Source organism: Synechococcus sp. MIT S9504, from assembly GCF_047497135.1.
Lineage (GTDB): Bacteria > Cyanobacteriota > Cyanobacteriia > PCC-6307 > Cyanobiaceae > Synechococcus_C.
The window spans coordinates 1,708,507-1,724,049 of sequence record NZ_CP138942.1 but is presented as its reverse complement, the minus strand read 5'-3'; the positions used below and the strand labels follow the sequence as shown (position 1 = coordinate 1,724,049).

General features: G+C 58.1%; 22 protein-coding genes. 12 read left to right on the top strand and 10 right to left on the bottom strand.

What is annotated here, in order from left to right:
* Positions 1-102: 102 nt before the first annotated feature.
* Positions 103-393, top strand: a complete 291-nt coding sequence (locus SIB58_RS09820) for a hypothetical protein (RefSeq protein WP_156486797.1) — start codon at positions 103-105, stop codon at positions 391-393.
* A 187-nt stretch (positions 394-580) separates the two neighbouring features.
* A complete protein-coding gene (locus SIB58_RS09815) occupies positions 581-997 on the top strand; it encodes a hypothetical protein (protein WP_156487737.1) in 417 nt (138 codons plus the stop codon).
* A gap of 198 nt (positions 998-1,195) precedes the next feature.
* Here the strand turns inward: SIB58_RS09815 and psbC are convergent, their stop codons facing one another.
* Together psbC and psbD are read right to left on the bottom strand one after the other, a co-directional pair.
* On the bottom strand, positions 1,196-2,584 hold the full coding sequence (gene psbC / locus SIB58_RS09810; RefSeq protein WP_066911539.1) for a photosystem II reaction center protein CP43: 1,389 nt from the start codon (positions 2,582-2,584) through the stop codon (positions 1,196-1,198).
* The gene (psbD, locus tag SIB58_RS09805) at positions 2,568-3,623 is read right to left on the bottom strand and encodes a photosystem II D2 protein (photosystem q(a) protein) (protein WP_186538906.1); all 1,056 of its coding nucleotides are present in this window, start codon (positions 3,621-3,623) and stop codon (positions 2,568-2,570) included. Before psbD ends, psbC begins: the two co-directional genes overlap by 17 nt.
* A 221-nt stretch (positions 3,624-3,844) precedes the next feature.
* Between psbD and SIB58_RS09800 the strand changes: the two genes are divergently transcribed.
* Together SIB58_RS09800 and SIB58_RS09795 are read left to right on the top strand one after the other, a co-directional pair.
* Complete coding sequence (locus tag SIB58_RS09800) at positions 3,845-4,381, top strand: photosystem I assembly protein Ycf4 (RefSeq protein ID WP_067326691.1); 537 nt, start codon at positions 3,845-3,847, stop codon at positions 4,379-4,381.
* A gap of 6 nt (positions 4,382-4,387) precedes the next feature.
* Positions 4,388-5,077, top strand: coding sequence for a peptidylprolyl isomerase (locus tag SIB58_RS09795; protein WP_066910132.1), 690 nt, complete (start codon positions 4,388-4,390; stop codon positions 5,075-5,077).
* A 14-nt stretch (positions 5,078-5,091) separates the two neighbouring features.
* Here SIB58_RS09795 and ilvN read toward each other — a convergent pair whose 3' ends face one another.
* A complete protein-coding gene (ilvN, locus tag SIB58_RS09790) occupies positions 5,092-5,622 on the bottom strand; it encodes an acetolactate synthase small subunit (protein WP_066910056.1) in 531 nt (176 codons plus the stop codon).
* Positions 5,619-6,524 carry an alpha/beta fold hydrolase gene (locus SIB58_RS09785; protein WP_156486710.1) on the bottom strand — a complete coding sequence of 302 codons (906 nt, stop codon included), beginning with the start codon at positions 6,522-6,524 and terminating at the stop codon, positions 5,619-5,621. The genes ilvN and SIB58_RS09785 overlap by 4 nt, the downstream gene beginning before the upstream one ends.
* 16 nt (positions 6,525-6,540) lie before the next feature.
* On the opposite strand from SIB58_RS09785, the gene SIB58_RS09780 reads away from it, so the two are divergent.
* From SIB58_RS09780 to SIB58_RS09760, 5 genes are all read left to right on the top strand, one after another.
* Positions 6,541-7,776 carry a N2,N2-dimethylguanosine tRNA methyltransferase gene (locus SIB58_RS09780; RefSeq protein ID WP_369818656.1) on the top strand — a complete coding sequence of 412 codons (1,236 nt, stop codon included), beginning with the start codon at positions 6,541-6,543 and terminating at the stop codon, positions 7,774-7,776.
* A gap of 27 nt (positions 7,777-7,803) precedes the next feature.
* Positions 7,804-7,902, top strand: coding sequence for a cytochrome b6-f complex subunit PetM (gene petM, locus SIB58_RS09775; RefSeq protein ID WP_011933540.1), 99 nt, complete (start codon positions 7,804-7,806; stop codon positions 7,900-7,902).
* Positions 7,903-7,956: 54 nt separating this feature from the next.
* Entirely contained in the window at positions 7,957-8,919 is a 963-nt protein-coding gene (locus SIB58_RS09770) for an NmrA family NAD(P)-binding protein (protein WP_066910053.1), read from the top strand.
* 75 nt (positions 8,920-8,994) lie between these two features.
* Entirely contained in the window at positions 8,995-9,210 is a 216-nt protein-coding gene (locus SIB58_RS09765) for a hypothetical protein (RefSeq protein ID WP_066910051.1), read from the top strand.
* Positions 9,210-9,989 carry a methyltransferase domain-containing protein gene (locus SIB58_RS09760; RefSeq protein WP_066910049.1) on the top strand — a complete coding sequence of 260 codons (780 nt, stop codon included), beginning with the start codon at positions 9,210-9,212 and terminating at the stop codon, positions 9,987-9,989. The genes SIB58_RS09765 and SIB58_RS09760 overlap by 1 nt, the downstream gene beginning before the upstream one ends.
* Here the strand turns inward: SIB58_RS09760 and SIB58_RS09755 are convergent.
* Positions 9,964-10,599: a pseudouridine synthase gene (locus SIB58_RS09755; RefSeq protein WP_074159346.1), complete on the bottom strand. Its 636-nt coding sequence runs from the start codon at positions 10,597-10,599 to the stop codon at positions 9,964-9,966. The two genes, SIB58_RS09760 and SIB58_RS09755, sit on opposite strands and share 26 nt — an antisense overlap.
* Positions 10,578-10,826, bottom strand: coding sequence for a Nif11-like leader peptide family natural product precursor (locus SIB58_RS09750; RefSeq protein WP_074159345.1), 249 nt, complete (start codon positions 10,824-10,826; stop codon positions 10,578-10,580). The genes SIB58_RS09755 and SIB58_RS09750 overlap by 22 nt, the downstream gene beginning before the upstream one ends.
* Before the next feature lie 228 nt (positions 10,827-11,054).
* Here SIB58_RS09750 and infA point away from each other — a divergent pair, with 228 nt between their 5' ends.
* Complete coding sequence (infA, locus tag SIB58_RS09745; protein ID WP_006041809.1) at positions 11,055-11,324, top strand: translation initiation factor IF-1; 270 nt, start codon at positions 11,055-11,057, stop codon at positions 11,322-11,324.
* Positions 11,325-11,327: 3 nt separating this feature from the next.
* On the opposite strand, the gene trxB is transcribed toward infA, so the two are convergent.
* The 3 genes from trxB to SIB58_RS09730 form a co-directional block, all read right to left on the bottom strand.
* Entirely contained in the window at positions 11,328-12,689 is a 1,362-nt protein-coding gene (gene trxB, locus SIB58_RS09740; protein WP_414494649.1) for a thioredoxin-disulfide reductase, read from the bottom strand.
* Between the two features lie 161 nt (positions 12,690-12,850).
* Positions 12,851-13,099, bottom strand: a complete 249-nt coding sequence (locus tag SIB58_RS09735) for a hypothetical protein (protein WP_066910123.1) — start codon at positions 13,097-13,099, stop codon at positions 12,851-12,853.
* 96 nt (positions 13,100-13,195) lie between these two features.
* The gene (locus SIB58_RS09730) at positions 13,196-14,536 is read right to left on the bottom strand and encodes a DEAD/DEAH box helicase (RefSeq protein ID WP_369813446.1); all 1,341 of its coding nucleotides are present in this window, start codon (positions 14,534-14,536) and stop codon (positions 13,196-13,198) included.
* Here SIB58_RS09730 and SIB58_RS09725 point away from each other — a divergent pair.
* Together SIB58_RS09725 and SIB58_RS09720 are read left to right on the top strand one after the other, a co-directional pair.
* Positions 14,447-14,653 (top strand): hypothetical protein, encoded by a 207-nt coding sequence (locus SIB58_RS09725; protein WP_369813444.1) that lies wholly within the window; start codon positions 14,447-14,449, stop codon positions 14,651-14,653. The genes SIB58_RS09730 and SIB58_RS09725 overlap by 90 nt on opposite strands.
* 78 nt (positions 14,654-14,731) lie before the next feature.
* The gene (locus SIB58_RS09720; protein ID WP_197461161.1) at positions 14,732-14,908 is read left to right on the top strand and encodes a hypothetical protein; all 177 of its coding nucleotides are present in this window, start codon (positions 14,732-14,734) and stop codon (positions 14,906-14,908) included.
* 29 nt (positions 14,909-14,937) lie between these two features.
* On the opposite strand, the gene SIB58_RS09715 is transcribed toward SIB58_RS09720, so the two are convergent.
* Entirely contained in the window at positions 14,938-15,516 is a 579-nt protein-coding gene (locus SIB58_RS09715) for an EF-1 guanine nucleotide exchange domain-containing protein (protein ID WP_066910037.1), read from the bottom strand.
* Positions 15,517-15,543: the final 27 nt, after the last annotated feature.

The window sequence follows — 15,543 nt, the reverse complement described above, 5'->3', positions numbered from 1 at the left end:
TTGGCCTTGACAAGGGTGTGTTGGAGCAATGTGTTTGGTTCATCGTCCTTTATTTGAATCTTGGCTCGCTCAGTCGATAATCAATGGGTATGGATGGGACCCATGGCTCAGCAATCGTCGACATCCTCCTCCTCCGTTTCTTCCTCTTGGCTTGGGATCAACGCAGCCACTGATGTTTCTTGGTCTGCGGTCGCTGATGGCTTGCCTGAAACAGTGGCGATCAATGTTGTGGAATACAAATTCGCTGACCTCAACGGAAATGCCCGCAAATTGTTGTCGATCTATCTCGCTGATCAGGAAATTGTTGGCCAGCAGAAGGAGCTTGTGGTACTTGCTGAGCTGGGGATGAAGTCTCTATTGGCAGAAATTGAGAGAAACTTGCCTAGTGCTTGAGTGAAGAGGTGGCTGTTGTTGTGGCCAATCTTCAGCAGCACTCGTCCCATTGGAATGAGGCGCACTCGTTCAGTGCGCCCTTGCCCATCCACTTCCCTGCGCAGTACATCCACTTGAATGAGTCAGATCAGATCGTCTTTTGTGCTTGAGCGAGCGAGCGTTTTTCGGCTCATGGCCATCGATTGTCTTGGCTGCTGAGCTGCGGGCTACTTCAAGCAGCGTGTTCGAGTTGGTCATAAAACGCGCTGCGAAACGGCAAACAGCGCGCGCCCTGGCTTGCCTTATCAAGGCCTGTCCGATATCAGGATGGTGGATGAGGTCACGACTTTGCCTTTTCATTCCCCAGTCTCCTACCACTCCACTGCTACTTCGTGATCGTCTCGCTGAGCTTGAAGCGGAAATCAAGCGCTTGAATTCCACAAATATTGGTGAGGCTAATCAACGTATTGCAACTCTGGAAAATCTGCTTGAAGAGAAGAAAGAAAGCGAGCGCCGCCTTCTTACGATGCTTTCCGAGATGAAGACTCGCCTGGATGATCAAAGGATCATGCTTGATCGGCTGATGAAGCGCTTGGATTCTGAGGCTGGCAACCAATCCTCATGACGGCGAGTTGTCTCTGATTGCTTGGTCCTTCTTTGACTCGGCATTGTTGAAACTGCACTGTTGATGATTGGGTTAGCACCATCCTGTTAGGTGGTATCAACCCTCTTTCTTTTTGTATCCCAATAAAAAAACCCCACTGTGCAGTGGGGCTGAATGACGATCGGAACTTTTGATCTCGAGTGGGTCTGATTGCAGAGATCAGTCGAGGTCTGGCATAGCCAGTGAAGGCTCTGCCGAACGGTCGATTCCCTTCTCGAAACCGGCAGCGGCTGCGCGGGCGCGGCCTGCATGCCAGAGGTGACCCACCAGGAAGAAGAAGGCGAGCACGAACTGTGTCGCAGACAACCACTGGCGGATGTTCACGAAATTCACTGAGTTGGGCTCAGTGATGATGCCGCCAACGGAATTCAGTGAAGCGTTGGGAGCGTGGGTCATGTACTCGGCAGCACGACGAACCTGCCAGGGCTGGATGTCGTTCTGAAGCTTGTCGAGACTCAGACCATTGGGACCTCGCAGAGGCTCAAGCCAGGGACCACGGAAATCCCAGAAACGCATCGTTTCACCACCGAAGATGATTTCACCGGTCGGTGAGCGCATCAGGTATTTGCCAAGACCGGTGGGGCCCATGGCGGAGCCGATATTGGCGCCGAGACGCTGATCTCTCACCAGAAAGGTGAAGCTCTGCGCCTGGGAGGATTCGGCGTTGGTGGGGCCGTAGAACTCCGAGGGATAGGCGGTGTTGTTGAACCAGATGTAGGCCGAGGCGATGAAGCTCATGAAGCTGAGAGCGCCAAGGCTGTAGCTGAGGTAAGCCTCACCGTTCCAGATAAAGGCGCGACGCACCCAGCCGAATGGCTTGGTTGTGACGTGCCAGATGCCACCGAAAATGCAGGTCAGGCCTAGCCAGATGTGGCCACCGATGATGTCTTCCATCGAGTTCACACCGATGATCCAGCCTTCTCCACCGAAGGGAGCGCGGAAAAGATAACCGAAGATCACTCCAGGGTCGAGAGTCGGGTTGGTGATCAGACGAACGTCTCCACCACCCGGAGCCCAGGTGTCGTAAACCCCGCCGAAGAACATGGCCTTGAAGACCAGGAGCAGACAGCCGACGCCTAGAAGAATCAGGTGATAACCAATGATGTTGGTCATCTGATTCTTGTCGCGCCAATCCTGGGAGAAGAACGTGGAGTAGTTCTCCAGAATTTCAGGACCGCGCAGGGCGTGATACAGACCGCCGAGGCCGAGCACAGCGGAACTGATCAGGTGCAGAACACCGACCACAAAGAAGGGATACAGATCGGTGACTTCACCACCGGGACCCACGCCATAGCCAAGGGTGGCCACGTGGGGGAACAGGATCAAGCCCTGCTCGTACATAGGCTTATCAAAGGTGAAATGACTCACCTCGAACAGCATCATGGCGCCTGCCCAGAACACCATCAGGCCTGCGTGAGCCACGTGGGCACCCAACAGACGGCCTGAAAGATTGATCAGACGAGCATTGCCAGCCCACCAGGCGTAGCCGGTGGAGTCAAGGTCTTTACCGCCAGTGGCGATAAGACCGGAATTAAAGGGCGTTTCCACGGGGTAGAACCTCTTCAGGGAAGACGAAGTTTTCGTGTGGCTGGTCAGCCGGTGCCATCCAGGCACGCAGACCTTCATTCAGAAGGATGTTCTTGGTGTAGAAGGTCTCGAATTCGGGATCTTCTGCAGCGCGGATTTCCTGTGACACGAAGTCATAGGCGCGCAGGTTGAGGGCCAGGCCGATGATGCCGATGGAGCTGGTCCAAAGGCCCATCACAGGCACGAACAACATGAAGAAGTGCAGCCAGCGCTTGTTGGAGAAGGCGATCCCGAAGATCTGACTCCAGAAACGGTTGGCGGTGACCATGGAATAGGTCTCTTCTTCCTGGGTGGGTTCGAACGCCTTGAAGGTGTTGGCCTGTTCACCATCCTCAAACAAGGTGTTTTCCACGGTGGCGCCGTGAATGGCGCAGAGCAGTGCACCGCCGAGGATGCCGGCGACGCCCATCATGTGGAAGGGGTTGAGGGTCCAGTTGTGGAAGCCCTGCAGGAAGAGCAGGAAACGGAAGATCGCTGCTACACCGAAGGAGGGCGCGAAGAACCAGCTGCTCTGGCCGAGGGGGTACATCAGGAAGACACTGACGAACACCGCGATCGGACCGGAGAAGGCGATGGCGTTGTAAGGACGGATGCCGACCAGACGGGCGATCTCGAACTGACGCAGCATGAAGCCGATCAGGGAGAAGGCACCGTGCAGGGCCACGAAGGCCCAGAGGCCGCCGAGCTGACACCAGCGAACAAAGTCGCCCTGGGCTTCAGGGCCCCAGAGCAGCAGCAGGCTGTGACCCATCGCATCAGCGGGGGTGGACACAGCAGCTGTGAGGAAGTTGCAACCTTCCAGGTACGAGGAGGCAATGCCGTGGGTGTACCAAGAGGTGACAAAAGTGGTGCCTGTGAGCCAGCCACCGATGGCCAGATAGGCCGTTGGAAAGAGAAGAATGCCGGACCAGCCGACAAAAACGAAGCGGTCGCGCTTGAGCCAGTCATCGAGGACGTCAAACCATCCCCGCTGTGGCGCGCGTCCTACAGCGATCGTCATGAGAGAGAACGGGTGCGGATATCCGCAGGCTGTGGGATACCAGGCGACCTTAACAATTTCAGCGAAGGTTGCGGGGGGAAATCCATTCACCTGAAACCCCTTGTATCGGAACATTTCTTAGGGGTTTCTTCCGCTTTGATCGCAGCCTTTGTGGCAGTGCCGCAGAACGTCGCCACCCGTGCCGCTTCAGAGGTCACAATGGGCGCTGCTTCCGGGCTGTGATGGGCGCTGATCTGCTTGAACAACCTGTCGTCGGTTCACGGCGGCTGTCCAATGTCCTGGTCGCCAGCATGGTCACCATCGGCGGTGTCGGCTTTCTGTTCGCCTCACTCTCTAGTTACCTCGGGCGTGATCTGCTCCCTCTCGGTCACCCGGCAGGACTTGTTTTCATCCCTCAGGGACTAGTGATGGGGCTCTACAGCATTGCTGCGGCGCTTCTGGCCACCTATCTCTGGACGGTCATCGCCATTGACGTGGGTGCCGGCATCAATCGTTTCGACAAATCATCAGGGGTCGTCACCATTTCCCGCAGAGGCTTTCGCAAGCCCATCAGTGTCGAGATTCCGATCAAGGACATCAAAGCTGTCAAGGTTGAGGTTCGTGATGGCTTCAACACCCGACGTCGTGTCTCTCTGCGTGTTCAGGGTCGACGTGACATGCCGCTGACCAGAGTGGGTGAGCCTCTTCCTCTTGCTCAGCTCGAGCAGGACGGTGCTGAGCTTGCACGCTTTCTGAATGTGAATCTCGAAGGCCTCTGAATGACCATGATTCGTCAATCGCTTCAATCGCTTCTGACACTTGCCTTATGTCTGCCTTTGCTGGTGAGCTGTGCATCCAGCACAACGGCCTCGATTCCGGTTGGTTGCGAGCAGGCCAGCAGCCCTTGCCTTCAGGGCAAAGCCAGTGTTGAGCTCACCACCAGCAAGGGTTCGATCACGCTGGAACTCGATGGAGACGCCGCCCCTGTGACGGCTGGAAATTTCCTGGATCTGGTTAAAAGAGGTGCTTACAACGACACCGTTTTTCATCGAGTGGTGCGAGACCCGGTTCCATTTGTGGTTCAAGGCGGCGATCCTGCATCCAGCGATCCCGCGACTCCGAAGGCGCAGTACGGAAAAGGCAGCTTCGTGGATCCGAGCACTGGCCAGGCACGTTTTGTGCCTCTTGAGCTGTCCTTCAACGGCGAAGATCAGCCCCGTTATGGTCGGGTCGTCAGCAATCCCACTGAGCTGCTGCAGCTGAAGCTCAGCCATGAACGTGGTGCTCTGGCGATGGCTCGGTCCCAGGCTCCTGATTCAGCCAGTGCGCAGTTCTACATCGCACTAAAGCCCCTTCCAGAGCTTGATGGTCGCTACGCCGTTTTTGGGCGGGTGACTGAGGGCCTTGATGTGGTGGATGCCATCCGTCAGGACGACATCATCAAGACGGCCAAGGTGTTGACACCTGGCCTCTGAAGGGATGGAGAGGCTCAGGCGGGCACGCGCCCGCCACTGTTTGAGGCCTTGAGCAATTCGGTATTCACCCCTGAAGCTCTTTCCAGTGCGACCTTGCCGGTGCGGGCGATTTCCTCGATGCCATACGGAGCCATCAGCCGTTCCAGAGCAACCAGTTTGCCTGGATCACCCACGACCTCCAGGGTCAGAGCATCGTCCGCCACATCGACCACCTTGGCTCTGAACACCTGAACCAATTCCAGGATCGCGCTGCGCTGAGACGCCGGCGCAGAGACCTTCATCAGCATCAGTTCCCGTTCAACGGCAGGACGCTGGGAGAGGTCGAGCACCTGCAGCACGTTGACCAGCTTGTCGAGCTGTTTGGTCATCTGCTGAAGGGTGTTCTCATCACCCTCAACCACCATGGTCAGTCGGGAACGACCAACAGCCTCAGCAGGACCCACCGCAAGGCTGTCGATGTTGAAGCCGCGGCGAGCGAACAGGCCGGCAATGCGGCTGAGGGCGCCGGATTCGTCCTCCACCAGAACCGACAGTGTGTGCTTCATGCCTGGTGTCCGATCCCTGGTGCGCTTGCGCTTCCCAAATTACGGTCCAGCCAGTGCAGCAGCTCACGATGAAAGAGCTCGGGGGTTTCGTCGTGGGGGCAATGTCCGGCATTCTCGATCACCTTGAGCTCCACCCATGGATGTTGGGATCTCACCAATTCGCCGATCATCAACGGCACGAATCGATCCTGGCGCCCCCAGAGCAACAGCACCGGAGGGGCATTGCGCATGCTCTTCAGCCGGTGCAGCAGCAGTGGGGCAGTGGCGTCTCTGGGACGCAGAGCCATGCCCACGCTCATAGCGCGAAGGCTTCGGGCCGCTGTGATCCTGCGAGCCGGTTGGCCGATCAGGGCCTGCAGCTCCCGGTCGCAACGGATCGATCGCTGATAAGCACCTTGCAGACCAACTCGCAGAAGCGGGGTTCGCGCGATCAGAGGTACGACCAGCTCCAGGGGCAGCAGGCGGCAGATTCCAGTCACGATGACTCGTCGCAACCGCTTCAGCCAGCGGGACTGCTGTTCTGGCAGCGGCCTCAGCAGGGTTGGGTCCGGAAGAGGTGCTGCAACTGCCGCTTTCACAAGCTCGGGTCTCAGCGCTGCGGTGGTCAGAACAGTGAGGCCGCCCAGTGAGTTGCCCACAAGCACCGCTTGCTGCTGCACGATCTCTTCGAGAAATGCCGCCAGTTGCCTGGACCAGAGTTGGTTGTCGAGTGAGAAGTGCCGATTCAGGCCCGGCTGGTCGGAGCGCCCGAAGCCGATCAGGTCGAGACTGAACACCCTGTAGCCAGCTGCGGCAAGAGCTCCGGCGTTATGTCTCCAATGGCTGCTGCTGGCACCGAAGCCGTGAATCAGCACGATCGGTGCAGCTGATATATCCCCCAGAACGCGCCAGTGACAACTCATATTCATCCAATGCCATGTGTGGGCCTCTCCCCAGTCGGCACCGGTGGAGGCAGGCTGGAGAGCGGTTGCGTGCACGCGCCTGGAAACACCGGTTTCTCACTATCGCGAAGGAGCTGTCTGCCTGCAGACAGGATCCGGGTTTTTTCGAAAGGATTCGCGACCATCGAGGGACCTTTCGGTTCTGCTGGCGACCCACCAGGCTTCAGAGGCCCAACGGCCACTGCGCTGGCTTGACCTGATGGCCGGTTGTGGCATTCGTGGACTGCGCTGGGGGCTCGAGGCTCTCCCCCAATCCAGACCCAATCTGGAGCTGTGGTCCAACGATGCCGATCCAGACCGCAGCTCTTTGCTGGCGTCGAACCTTCAGCCGTTACAGAGTGTTCACGGTCTGTCTTTGATCACCGCCTGTTCGGCGGCGGAGCGTCTGCTGCGGCAGGCCTATCTCGATCAGACCTTTTTCGATCTGATCGATCTCGATGCCTTCGGTTGTCCGAACGCCTTGTTGCAGTCGGCCTTAGCGGTACTGCGCTTAGACGGTCTGCTGATCCTCGCCAGCACTGACGGACGTTCGCCCACCGGCCATGACCGCCCTGCGGCGGTGCGTCATTTCGGTGCAGCGGCGCGAGTACATCCCGCCAGTTGGGAGCTGGCTCTGCGACTTCAGCTGGCCGTGCTGGCCAGAGAAGCCTGGCAATTAGGACGAGGGCTTGAACCCCTGGCCTGTTTCAGCGAAGGACGCACATTTCGGCTCGCGGTACGGCTGCGCCAGCGAGTTTCCGCCGATGAGGAATTGCAGCTTGGCCTGCTGGCTCGTTGCGAGCGCTGTGGTGATCAAGCGGTGCAACCCCTCCTGAGGCTCTCGGGCTGGAGGTCCTGTCGCTGCTGCGACGGACAGGGGAGGTGGGCGGTGACAGGGCCGCTCTGGATCGGTCATCTGCAGAAGCCCGCACTTCTGGTTCAATTGCTCAACATTGCCGACTTACAGCCAATCACCCTGTCTTCTGCTGGGCGGCGTCTACTGCAACGCCTGCAGAGGGACTGCGGATTGCCGGTCTGCTGCTGGTCCACCGCCGAGCTCGCCAGTCGGCTTTCTCTCGCTGGACCACCTCCGCTGGATGAGCTGGTTGGGTCGCTCCTGCGAGCAGGGCACCAGGCTTGCCCCAGCGCCGTGATGACCGGCCAGCTGCGCACGGATGCTCCTTTGGCTGAGTTATTACAACAATGCGTTCAACACGTAACCGGAGAGTCTTAAATAGGAGCTGATTCACAGCGCTGTTCGATGGCTTCGGAGATTTTCGGGATTGCAGCCGTGTTCTGGGTGCTGATTCCCGTGGGCCTGGCCGGTGGAGCCTTGTTGCTGAAGCTCCAGAAGGACTGATCCACCAATGCGAGGGAGCGCCAACTAAGCTCCTCGCTGGACTTTGAACGCCCCATGCAGGTTCTTGTGGTCGGTGGTACAGGAACCCTGGGCAGGCAAATCGCCCGCAGGGCTCTTGATCAAGGTCATGACGTTCGCTGCATGGTGCGAACGCCAAGAAAAGCGTCCTTCCTGCAGGAGTGGGGATGTGAACTCACTCGCGGTGATCTGCTGAATTCCGCCAGCCTTGATTACGCCCTCGATGGCGTCGATGCCGTGATCGATGCGGCCACCAGCCGCCCCGACGATCCCAGAAGTGTTTACGAAACGGACTGGGACGGCAAGCTCAATCTTCTGAGGGCTTGTGAACGTGCCGGCGTCAACCGTTTCGTGTTTCTCTCACTACTTAATTCCGAACAGCACCGTGATGTGCCGTTGATGGATATTAAATACTGCACAGAAAAACTTCTCAAGGAATCCGAGATCGACTACACCATCCTTCAGGGAGTGGCTTTCATGCAGGGCGTGATCAGTCAGTTCGCCATTCCTGTTCTGGAAAGTCAGACGGTTTGGGTGAGCGGAAGCCCCACATCCATTGCCTACATGAATACGCAGGACATGGCTCGTTTTGCTGTGGCTGCACTCGACCACGAGCAGACGGTGCGCAAATCATTCCCTGTTGTCGGGCCCAAGGCCTGGAACAGCGGTGAGGTTGTTCAGCTCTGTGAGCGTGCTGCGGACAAGTCAGCGAGGGTGTTTCGAGTGCCCTCCTTCATCATGCGATTCACAGAGGGCATGTGCTCTTTCTTTGAACCCGCTGTGAATGTGGCGGAGCGTCTCTCTTTCGCTGAGGTATCCGGCGGTGGTGTCTCCATGGATGCGCCGATGGAGAAGACCTATCAGAGCTTTGGAATTGACCCCGGCGAAATCACTCATCTTGAGGACTACGTCAAGGAGTACTACGAAACCATCCTCAAGAGTCTACGGGCGATGGAAGCCGACCTCGACAAGGATGCCAAGAAGAAACTGCCGTTCTGACCAGGGACCCCCTGCCGGTGTAGTTGATATGTACTAATCGTCTCGATATATTGAATCCAGTTTTTTCTTTCTGAGATGTCTGTTGCTCAAGTCAAAAACCTGCAGCGACGTCTCGAGAACCTCGCCCGTGAAGCCGAGACCGAGCTTGATCGCACTTGTGGTCACGATCTTTGGCGCAGTGTGGGATTCGATGCCTTCGACAGTCTTGAGGACAATGACCGCCGCGCGAGCGCCAATTACTACTACGGTCAATGGTCGACTGTGCGCGAATTGCAGGAGGCCCTCGGCTGATGAGTGAAGGATGTTGTGGACCGGCACTGGATCAGACCCAGGCCGTTGAAGAGCGTTACGGCGCAGCCGCCTTGGAGCAAGAAGCCTGTCTTTGTACGCCAGTCAGTTTTGATGCCTCCTTGCTGGAGGTCATTCCTGAAGAGGTGGTGGAGCGTGATTACGGTTGCGGCGACCCGACGCGCTGGGTTCGTTCTGGGGACACCGTGCTGGATCTGGGCAGTGGCAGCGGCAAAAATGCCTTTATCTGTGCCCAGGTTGTGGGGGCGGGTGGCGCCGTGATCGGTGTGGATCGCAATGCCGACATGTTGGAGCTTGCTCGCGATGCGGCTCCTGTGGTGGCTGAAAGAGTTGGTTTCAGCAACGTTCAGTTTCTGGAGGGTGCGATCGAAGCCCTGGATGCATCCACCCCGACGGGTGAGCTGCTGATTCCCTCAGCCAGTGTCGATGTGGTGCTGAGCAACTGTGTGCTCAATCTGGTGAATCCTTCTGCACGCGCGGCTCTGCTCTCCAACATCCGCAGAGTGCTTCGGCCTTCAGGCCGCGTCGCGATCAGCGACATTGTGTGTGATCGCTCTGTTCCACAGCATCTTCAACAAGATCCAGAGCTCTGGAGCGGCTGTATCAGTGGTGCATGGGAAGAGCAGGCCTTTCTAGCCGATTTTCGGGCACTTGGTTTTGAAGATGTGAGCTATGCCGACCGCTCCGATCAGCCCTGGCGTGTTGTCGAAGGCATTGAATTCCGTGCTGTCACACTCATCGGCGTCTTGGCTGCCGGTTGAGCAATGTCACCAGACGTCGATGCTCACCTGCAGCTAGCTCACGCCATTGACCTGATGCGAGGCCGCTGAGGCTGAGAGGCTGACCTCCATCCATCAGATCAATGCTTTGGCGGATCAGCCTCAGCGTGGGGAGTCCCACGGCAGCTGTCATGTGACGCACCTGGCGGTTGCGCCCTTCCCTCAGGCTCAGTTCAAGCCACGTGGTGGGAATGCTCAGCCTGGTGCGGATTGGCGGGTTGCGTTGCGTGAGTGTCTGCTGATGCTCGGCGGCAAGATGTTGGGCCCTTGCCGGTCTTGTGAGCTGCTGCTTGACCATCACCCCATTGCGAAGAGCGTCCAGCTGAGCTTGATCAGGACTGCCTTCGACCTGCACCCAGTAGGTGCGCCAATGGCCGAAGCGTGGGTCTGTTAGCCGTTGTTGCAGACGACCATTGGCGGTCAGCAGCAGCAAACCTTCGCTGTCGGCGTCCAGGCGACCTGCTGGGTACACATCAGGGACATTCACCCAGTCGGATAGGCAGCCCCAACGACTGCCAGGTTCTGGTGTGAACTGGCTCAGGACTCCGTATGGCTTGTGAAGCAGAAGTGTCAGGAGTGGTTGCCAAAGCAGATCAACAGCGCTTCGCCCCAGCTGGAGGCATCGTTGATGTGGTCATCCTGCAGGTGCTTCATTTTTTCGGCCTGCATTTTCATCATGGTGGCCTGGGTGAACACGTGCCCCTTTTCTTTGGCCAGGTTCACCACATGCATGGGAGTCGCGGCCTGACGCACCTGTTCGCGGACCTGGGAATCAGACTGAGTAAGGGTTGCGAAAGAGGCGAGAGCGGACTCGGACACGGCGATTTGGCGTTTCCAAAAGGTTAGGTGGATTTCTGGCGGGCACGCCACAGGTTCACCGCACCGATGGAAATCATCAGCAGCCCCAGATCCATGGAGAGGGGAGGGAGAATCATCGGCTCGTTTCAGAATCAGCCGACCTTAGGGAGAGGTCATCCGCCTTGGGGCTGCTCAGGCAGCAGGCGGCCTTCTAAAATGCGGAAACGTTTTGTGGGTCAATGCCGGCGCATGATTGAAACCTCGGGTGTGATCGAGAAGGAACAGGGCAACGGGTTTTACCTGGTGACCCTGGAACAGCCCGCAGGTCATCAGTGCCTCTGCCGCGCAGCAGGCAAGCTCACCAAGTTCCGAATCAAACTGCTGGCTGGAGACAAAGTGCTGGTGGAGATCAGCCCTTACGACCTGACTCGTGGTCGGATCACCTACAGGGAGCGCAACGCGGGAGCGCCAGGAGGTCGTCCCGGTGGTAACCGTCCGGGTGGCCCTCGTCGCCGATGAGGCTCAGGCTTCGGTAAGCACCGAGCGGATTGAGTCCATGAATTCACTGCGTTGTTTCACCCCTCGCCACTGCTGCTTCAGTTGCTTGTCGAAAAACAGCTGAACAGTTGGTGTGCCTTTGACTCCGGCCTGCTGGGCAATCTCCTGATCGGCTTCGATGTCGATTTCAATTCCCTGGGCTTCTCCGTGGAGTTCATCAAGCACTCGCTTGAGCTGGGGTTTGAGCACGTGGCAGGGGCCACAACTGGGAGAGGTGTAGACCACCAGCAGAGGCCTTCGGCTGTCGTGATAGAGCTTTCTCAAGGCGTAGCTGCCCTTCTGCCAGAGCGCGTCTGAGTTGTATGTCGCTTCAGTTGTCTCAGCTGTGGTCTGTGGAGTTTCTGCCTTGGCGGGCTCGGCGTGTTCCCGGCTGATCAGTGCGGCTAGATCGTTTTGACTGAGCCAGCGTTCGGCGGCGAAGGCAGCCTGACAGCCGCTGCCGGCGGCTGTGACCCCCTGACGCCACTCGCCATCAGCAACGTCGCCTGCCGCGAAAACTCCTTCCATGGAGGTCTCAGGGCGACCAGGCTGGGTGATCAGGTAACCGTTTGGATCGCAGTCGAGCTGGTCACGGACCAGCTCTGTATTGGGTGTGTGTCCGATGGCATAGAACATGCCCCGCACAGCCAGCTCTTCATCGAGGCCGCTGTCACGCCGATGCAGCTTGAGGCTGCTCAGCCACTCGTCACCCTGAACGTCGCTGACCTGAGTGTTCCAGTGCACGCTGATCTGAGGATTGGCCTGAACGCGATCACGCATGGCGGCACTGGCGCGCAGACGGTCTGAGCGCACCAGAAGATGCACATGGCTGCCGTATTTGGTGAGATAAACCGCTTCCTCGCAGGCTGAATCGCCACCGCCCACCACGGCTAATTGTTCGTTGCGAAACTGGGGAGTGGCGCCATCGCAGATGGCGCAGGCGCTGATGCCCTTGCTCCAGAAGCGTTCTTCATTCAGCAGTCCGAGGCGATTGGCACTGGCGCCTGTGGCGATGATCAGCGATTGTGATTCAACAATCTGCCCTTCGACTTCAATCCGGTAGGGACGCTGGCTGAGATCGATGCGATCGGCGTCAGCTTCAAGCAGCCTCGTACCCCAGCGCGCGGCCTGGGCTTTCATCAGATCCATCAGGTCTGGACCGAGAACACCATCTGGAAATCCGGGAAAGTTTTCAACATGGGTGGTGGTCATCAGCTGGCCACCGGGGATTCCACCCCTCTGAAACCCTGTGATCAGCAGGGGGTTGAGATTGGCGCGGGCGGCATAGATCGCAGCGGTATATCCGGCGGGGCCGGACCCCACGATCACCAGATTTTCAACCGCCATGCTTATCCGGAATGACTATGAGTTGACTTTAATCTCCGCAACGTCGTGTCAGCGGGAGCTCCAGAAACTCTCAGACGAACAATCTGAGTGAAATTTGTTCTCCCCAGATGTACAAATTGGACAAAAAGACTCAAGAATTCATTACAAATTTAAGTCTTTCTTCAGATTTCAATTGCTCCGTCAGTTGCTTCGTCAAGTTCCAGGTGGTGATGCTTGCCTTGTGATCGCTGAACGCTCAACACAGAGTCTTCAAGTAGTTCAGGGTGCTCCCCCAAGCAGGTGATCCATTCTCTGAATTCCTGCGTCAGTGCATAGCTGTCTTCATAGCGCTCTGCGCTGTCCAGAACTGCAATCCGGGTTGTTGCCCAGCAGGTGGCAACGCTGACTCGACGTTCAATTGCTGCGTCCATGTCTGTCTCCCAGATGGCGACCAGGCTGATGGTTGATGGGTCCAAATCAGGCCGGATTTCGCAGAATGTCGCATTTTTTCTTGGGAAAAAATGTTTTCAACGCTGCAAAAATCTGGGTAACTGCGGGGTGCGCATGCGAATGACAGCACCTGCGCCGTCCTCAATCGCTTCCATCGGCAGAGACGGACCTCGCCAGTCACCTCCCAAATCGCTGCCGCTGTCCTCTGCGCTCTGCGGGGCTGCAATTCGGTAGGGCTCAGACAGGGACCAGCTGCGGGCGTACTGCATCAGCAATGGATCCGCCGGAGCAAACACGTAGGACGGCTCTCGTGGCACCGCTTCCAGTGAGGCCCTTTCCCCGCACATGCGCACGGCTCTCGTGATGCCCTGAACGAAACGACTGCGTGTCACAACCGTGGTCAGATAAGCGACCACCCTGAGTCGTGAGGCATCGAATCCTTCCGCACACATATCAATGCTCACCAGCCAGTCGGCATCACCGCTCTGAAATCCATTGAGGCGTTCTGATGCACCTGGATCCTGGGAATGCACCAGATCCACCAGGTCGCCTTCCTCCTCAAGCAGCAGGGTGATGCTGCGTGCGTGCTCGATATCGCGGGCGATCACCAGCCCGCCGGCACGTGGGTGACGTTTGCGAACGCTGGTGAGCTTGGTTCGGGCTCTCAGCAGCAGCAGCTGGGCAATGCTGCTGCTGTCGGAAAGCCGAATCGCACGGCGCAGATTCCGTGCTCTCCAGCTTTCCCTCTGTTCCGCTGACAGTGGGGAAATCTCCCGGTCAGGCAGTCCTTCCTGGCCGTGTTCCACCCAGCCGTCCTGGAAACGAAATTCAAGCGGACGAACATCGCCAGCTTCGATCAGTTCTCTCGGTTCAACCGAGAGATCCGGATGGATCTGCTCCACGAGCTGGCCTGCTTCCTCCACCCGCACCCGTCTGGCGGCACAGAACGCGAGGTTGTCGGCGCGGAAGGGTGTTCCTGTTAAGCCGAGTCGCAGACGGGCATGGCTACTGAGCTCAAGAAACGTTCGCCCCCACACAGGTCCGTCGGGTTCATCGGGGTCAACTCCCAGGTGATGCGCTTCGTCGGCGATGGCCAGCAGCAGTTCCTGGTTCCAGTGCTCGAGTTCGGCTTTCAGAGACTCCTGCTGACGCCCTGCACCCTGATAGCTGAGCAGCCAACCGTCGGCGGCTTCTGAGGCGCTCTTAGGCCCGTTCCAGAGCTCAAGCTGCAGGCCCAGCAGGGCTGCAGCACCCTGCCACTGGCTGAGAATCGAGGTGCGATGACAGAAAATCAGAGCGCGTTGAAGCCTGCCCTCCGACTGCATCACTTGGAAGGACAGCAAGGCGCCAAGAGTCTTGCCAGCGCCTGGACCGGCATGAATCAGAACATCACGTGCAGCGGCCGTGCCTGGATCCAGCCGTCTGCGCAGCAGCTGAATCAGCTGCTGCTGCCATTGCCTGGGCCGAATCGCCCGGGATGGAAGCGAGGCACCAAGAGCGAAGGACGGTGTGTTGATGGTGGCAGGGAAAGATAGGTCTTTCTAACCATTCCAATCGGTTGCGCCACCCTTAACTTCCGACCATCAGCCCCTGGGGTTCGGCCCCCTGCCGCCATGGCCAGAAGCCTTCTCCGCTACTCGTCCAGTCCTGATTCCCGCCGCTGTCTTGAGCGTTGCTGGTCCCTGGAGTGCGACCTTGACCCGCTGATTCTTCAGGCGCGCCTGCTCCATGGTCAGGGCCTTCGTCCGCAGGCACTGGCTGTCGAGGAGGAGCTTCTGCCGATTTTCTGAAGCTCCTTGCCCAGATCTGAACGAAGGCCTCAGAGTGATTCGGTGTGATTGCAGAGCAACCGCTCCACTTCCATCAAGCCCTCTGAAGCGGCCTTCTGAGCCCGATCAACCTGACCGCCTGCTGGTTCGATGATTCTTGCTGTCAGGCGATCCATCAGTTCAGCTCTGTTGTCCTCCAGAAGTGTCAGGATCTCCTTCTCGATCAAGTGCCGCACGGCTTCCGCACGCAGATGGTCGTCTGAGGCTTCATCGAACGTCCCCTGGACGAGCTCCTGGATGAACAGGCGATGCACCTCACTGCTACGCAGAAAGCTCTCGGTGGCGTTGATGATTCCGTCAACCAGGGTGCGATCGGGTTCCGAATCAAGTTCCCTGAGCTTGAACTCCCAGTCGAGATGACGTCGCTGCCAGCCCGCTGCATGCAGGCTTGGCATCACGGTCTGGGAGAACGTGTCCACCGACATTTCATAGATGCGTTCCGCCAGGCGCTCGCACCATTCACGACCGTGTTCAGCCAGGAGGTGTTCCATGGTGATGCGGTCCACGGCATGACCGCCGTGGTGGCTGTGGCAGACGCCATCAGGGCATTCGATTGCGGTGAGTCCCATGCTCTTGCAGACAGGACCCTCTCCCTA